5 protein-coding genes are annotated in these 4091 nt (G+C 66.7%); 1 reads left to right on the forward strand and 4 read right to left on the reverse strand.

Translation table 11 applies throughout. The features are described 5' to 3' along the window. Positions 1–187 precede the first annotated feature (187 nt). The 4 genes from H928_RS0106035 to H928_RS0106050 are packed head-to-tail and all read right to left on the reverse strand — an operon-like array spanning position 188 to position 3183. On the reverse strand, positions 188–1009 hold the full coding sequence (locus H928_RS0106035; RefSeq protein WP_021025688.1) for an SDR family oxidoreductase: 822 nt from the start codon (positions 1007–1009) through the stop codon (positions 188–190). Between the two features lie 7 nt (positions 1010–1016). Further along, positions 1017–1616, reverse strand: a complete 600-nt coding sequence (gene lptC, locus H928_RS0106040; protein WP_021025689.1) for an LPS export ABC transporter periplasmic protein LptC — start codon at positions 1614–1616, stop codon at positions 1017–1019. Next, positions 1613–2185: an HAD family hydrolase gene (locus H928_RS0106045; RefSeq protein ID WP_021025690.1), complete on the reverse strand. Its 573-nt coding sequence runs from the start codon at positions 2183–2185 to the stop codon at positions 1613–1615. The genes lptC and H928_RS0106045 overlap by 4 nt, the downstream gene beginning before the upstream one ends. After that, positions 2185–3183, reverse strand: a complete 999-nt coding sequence (locus tag H928_RS0106050) for an SIS domain-containing protein (RefSeq protein ID WP_021025691.1) — start codon at positions 3181–3183, stop codon at positions 2185–2187. The genes H928_RS0106045 and H928_RS0106050 overlap by 1 nt, the downstream gene beginning before the upstream one ends. A gap of 139 nt (positions 3184–3322) precedes the next feature. On the opposite strand from H928_RS0106050, the gene H928_RS0106055 reads away from it, so the two are divergent. Beyond that, entirely contained in the window at positions 3323–3877 is a 555-nt protein-coding gene (locus H928_RS0106055; RefSeq protein WP_021025692.1) for an adenine phosphoribosyltransferase, read from the forward strand. Positions 3878–4091: the final 214 nt, after the last annotated feature.

The following is a 4091-nucleotide window of genomic DNA, read 5'->3' on the forward strand; positions in this document are numbered from 1 at the left end:
CGTGGCGGTGAGCGCGATGGCGGCTTCCGCAGCCCCTACGGCAATGGTTCGCGCAACCGCGGCGGCAACCAAGGCTACGACAACAACGACGACTATTGATGTCTGCAGGCACAGCCCGGCGCTGTGCCGCACCGCAACGACAAAGCCCCGCCAGGGGCTTTTTTCATGCCCGGCTCAGGACCTGCTTTCAGTCTTGACCCGGTGGCGCCTCTTGCACCCGCTCGCGGTGGCGGTGCTTGCGCGGGCGGTTGGCCAGCGCGCGGTCATAGAGGGCATTGGGCAGGCAGCGCAACAGCTTGGCCACCCAGCCCATCTGCCAGGGGATGACGGCATAGCTGCGCGCCTTGGCAATCACCGCAAAGGCCTGGTCGGCAAAGGCCTCGGGCTGCATCAGGAAGGGCATGCCGTAGCGGTTGTGGCTGGTGAGCGGCGTGGCGACAAAGCCCGGGCAGATGGTGACCACCTGCACGCCGCTGCGCTGTAGTTCCACCCGCAGGCTCTCGCAGTAGCTGATGACCGCCGCCTTGCTGGCGCAGTAGGCGCCATGGCCGGGCAGGCCGCGTATGCCGGCCACACTGGCAATGCCCACCAGCTTGCCGCTGCCGCGCGCCTGCATGGGCCGCACAAAGGCATGGAAGGTCGCGGCCATGCCAATCACATTGGTCGCATAGGTCTGGGCCATGACCTCCAGGTCCTCGCGCTCGGCGGTGTCGATGCCGTAGCTCACCCCGGCATTGGCCACCACCACATCGGGCAGGCCCTGCTGCTGCAGGCACTGTTCGCAAGCGGCAATGATCTGGTCCTGGTTGGCAACGTCCGCGCCATAGATGGCGTAGCGGCTGGCGTCCATCGCCTGCGCCTGGGCCCAGTCCGCAATCAGCGCGGTACGGCGGGCCACCAAGGCCAGGCGGTAACCGGCCTGGTAGTAGCGCCAGGCCAGCGCCTGGCCGATGCCGCTGGAGGCGCCGGTGATCAGCACCAGTGGTGCATCGCTCAGGGAGGTAAACATGCGGCGCTCAGCGTGCGGGCTGCAGCACGCCCTTGACCCGGCCCTTGAGCTCTGCGACCTGGGTGATGTTGTTGAAGACCATCGAATCGGCCGTGAACCGGTCCTGGCCCCGGATGATCTCCACGGGCTTGTTCGAGCTCACCCGCTCTTCATTGACAAAGGCGTGCAGAAACTCGCCCCGGAACTCCATCTGCGGAGCGCCTGGCTTGTTGCTGCTGCGCACCACCTTGGCATTGCCAAACAGCTGCACTTCGGAGCCATCGGCATTGGACAGCGCGCGGTTGGCGGTGGCCACCGTCGTGGAGCCATCCTGGCGGATGGCACGCATCGTGGCCGTGTCGATCTCCAGGGTGTCGGTGTCCATGTAGTGGCGCATCTTGTTGCCCTGGATCTCGCTGGTCAGCACGCCGGTGCCGTCAAAGCTGCGCACCGAAAAGTCGTTCATGTAGTAATCCACCTCGTGGCCGGCCACCACCTGCTCGCGCACGCTCTGGGGCTTGGGGGCATTGCGCACCAGCCACCAGGTGCCCAGCGCCAGCAGGCCCATCAGGATCACCGGCAGGTAGATGGACGACAGGTCCATAAGGCGTCGCAGGCGAGATTTCATTGTCCGTACCGATCGAGCAGGTTGACATAGGCACCGCAGGCGGCCAGCACGGCGTCGCAGAGCTCGCGCGCAGCACCGGCGCCGCCTTGGCGGGTGGTTACCCAGTGTGCCACGCCCAGCACTTCGGGGTGGGCATTGGCGGGGGCGCAGGCCAGCTGGCAGCGGCGCAGCACCGGCAGATCCGGCCAGTCATCGCCAATCGCAGCCGCCTGGTGCCAGTCCAGGCCCAGGGCCTCGAGCATGGCCTGGGCGGCAGGCAGCTTGTCCTCGGTGCCATAGCGCACATGCGCGATGCCCAGCGCCGCCAGGCGGTGGCGCAGCGGTGCCGAATCGCGCCCGGTGATGACGGCCGGCATAATGCCGGCCTCACGCAGCATCTTGAGGCCATGGCCGTCGAGCGTGTGGAAGCGCTTGAGCGTCTCGCCCTGCTCGCTGATGTACAGGCCCCCATCGGTGAGCACGCCATCCACATCGAAAAACACGATCTTGATGCCCTGGGCGCGCAGCAGCAGCTCAGCGGGCCAGTGCTGGGCGGGGGTGATGGCGGGCAAGGTGAATGTGCTGGCCATCAGATCACCTTGGCCCGCATCAGATCGCCCACATGCACGATGCCCACCAGGCGCTGGGCCGCATCGGTCACCAGCACGCTGGTGATGCGGTGGGCCTCCATCATCGCGGCAGCGTCGGCCGCCAGTGCGTCGGCCGAGATCTGGCGCGGCGTGGCATGCATCACCTCGGCGGCTGTCAGCCCGCGCAAATCGGCACCGGCCTCAATGCGGCGGCGCAGATCACCATCGGTGAACACGCCTTGCAGCAGGCCATTCGCATCGACGATGGCAGCGGCCCCCATGCCCTTGGCGCTCATCTCGCGCATCAGGTCGCTGAAGCTGGCGCTTGGCAACACGGTCGGCAGTTCAGCGCCGCTGCGCATCACGTCGGCCACATGGGTGAGCAGGCGCCGGCCCAACGCGCCACCGGGGTGGGAGCGGGCAAAATCCTCGGCCTTGAAGCCACGCGCATCCAAAAGCGCCACCGCCAGCGCATCGCCCATCGCCATTTGCGCGGTGGTGCTGGCCGTGGGGGCCAGGTTCAGCGGGCAGGCCTCCTTGTCCACCTGGGTGTTGAGCACCCAGTCGGCATGGCGCGCCATCGAGGACTGCAGGTTGCCCGTCATCGCCACCACGGGCACGCCCAGGCGTTTGAGCACCGGCAGCAGCACGGAAATCTCGCCACTCTCGCCGCTGTTGGAGATGGCCAGCACCAGGTCCTGGCCCGTGACCATACCCAGATCGCCATGGCTGGCCTCGCCCGGGTGCACAAAGAATGCCGGCGTGCCGGTCGATGCCAGGGTGGCGGCAATCTTGCGCCCCACATGCCCGCTCTTGCCCATGCCGGTGACCACCACACGCCCGGGAATGTCCAGCATGCGCTGCACGACCTGGACAAAGTTGTCGTCCAGGCGCTGCGTCAGTGCCGCAATGGCCTCGGCCTCGATCGCGAAGGTAGACGCCGCCAGGCGCAGAATCTGCGCCGCTTCAACGGGGCGCTTGGGCTGTAGGGTGCTCATGGAGGCTGATTTTATCGGAGCGCCCGCGCCCCGGCGGGCGCAGGTCATTGCCAAACATGCTTAACCTGCACTCGGTACCGGTTGCTGCTGCCGCAGTTGGACTACCATGGCGGCTCCTCCCCTTTTCTGCCCGCCCACCATGCACGCTCCCGACGTCAACGCCTTTTTGCGTCACCACATCCGCACCGTTCCCGATTGGCCAGCGCCGGGCGTGCAGTTCCGGGACATCACCCCGCTGCTGCAGAACCCGCAGGTCTTCCATGTGCTGATCGATGCCTTTGTGCACCGCTACATGTCACGCGACATGCGCCCCGATGTGGTGGCCGGGCTCGATGCGCGCGGCTTCATCCTGGGCGCGGTCATCGCCTACCAGCTCAAGGTGGGCTTTGTGCCCATCCGCAAAAAGGGCAAGCTGCCCTTCACCACGGTCGAAGAAACCTATGAGCTCGAATACGGCAGTGCCACCGTGGAGCTGCATGCCGACGCCGTGAAGCCCGGCGACAAGGTGTTGCTGGTCGACGACCTGATTGCCACTGGCGGCACGATGATGGCCGGCAAGAAGCTGCTGGAAAAGCTGGGCGCCCAGGTGATGGAGGGCGCAGCGATTGTCGACCTGCCGGAGCTGGGCGGCTCCAAGCGGCTGACCGACGCCGGTCTGCCGCTGTTCACGCTGGTGGATTTCGCGGGGCACTGACTGCGGCCAGCGGGCCTTCGCACCTCAGCAAAGAGCTGCCAAGGACCCGCGCAAAGTCTCTTCGCGCCGCGTCAGAGGCTTTGAAAATGTTCTCATTGCAGATCGCCGTACTGGGTATTGCTCAGGCCGCCAAAGCTGGTGTCGGCCGTGGGCGCGGGCGCACCGCCGCGCTGCGCGGCCTCCCGGGCGATCTGGGCATTGTGCGCTGCGCTGC

Source organism: Comamonas sp. B-9 (assembly GCF_000410635.1).
Classification (GTDB): domain Bacteria; phylum Pseudomonadota; class Gammaproteobacteria; order Burkholderiales; family Burkholderiaceae_C; genus Comamonas.

Coding starts and splice junctions, on each gene's coding strand:
- H928_RS0106050 (WP_021025691.1), bottom strand. CDS start 3,183: ATGAGCACCCTACAGCCCAAGCGCCCCGTTGAAGCGGCGCAGATTCTG.
- lptC (WP_021025689.1), bottom strand. CDS start 1,616: ATGAAATCTCGCCTGCGACGCCTTATGGACCTGTCGTCCATCTACCTG.
- H928_RS0106035 (WP_021025688.1), bottom strand. CDS start 1,009: ATGTTTACCTCCCTGAGCGATGCACCACTGGTGCTGATCACCGGCGCC.
- H928_RS0106045 (WP_021025690.1), bottom strand. CDS start 2,185: ATGGCCAGCACATTCACCTTGCCCGCCATCACCCCCGCCCAGCACTGG.
- H928_RS0106055 (WP_021025692.1), top strand. CDS start 3,323: ATGCACGCTCCCGACGTCAACGCCTTTTTGCGTCACCACATCCGCACC.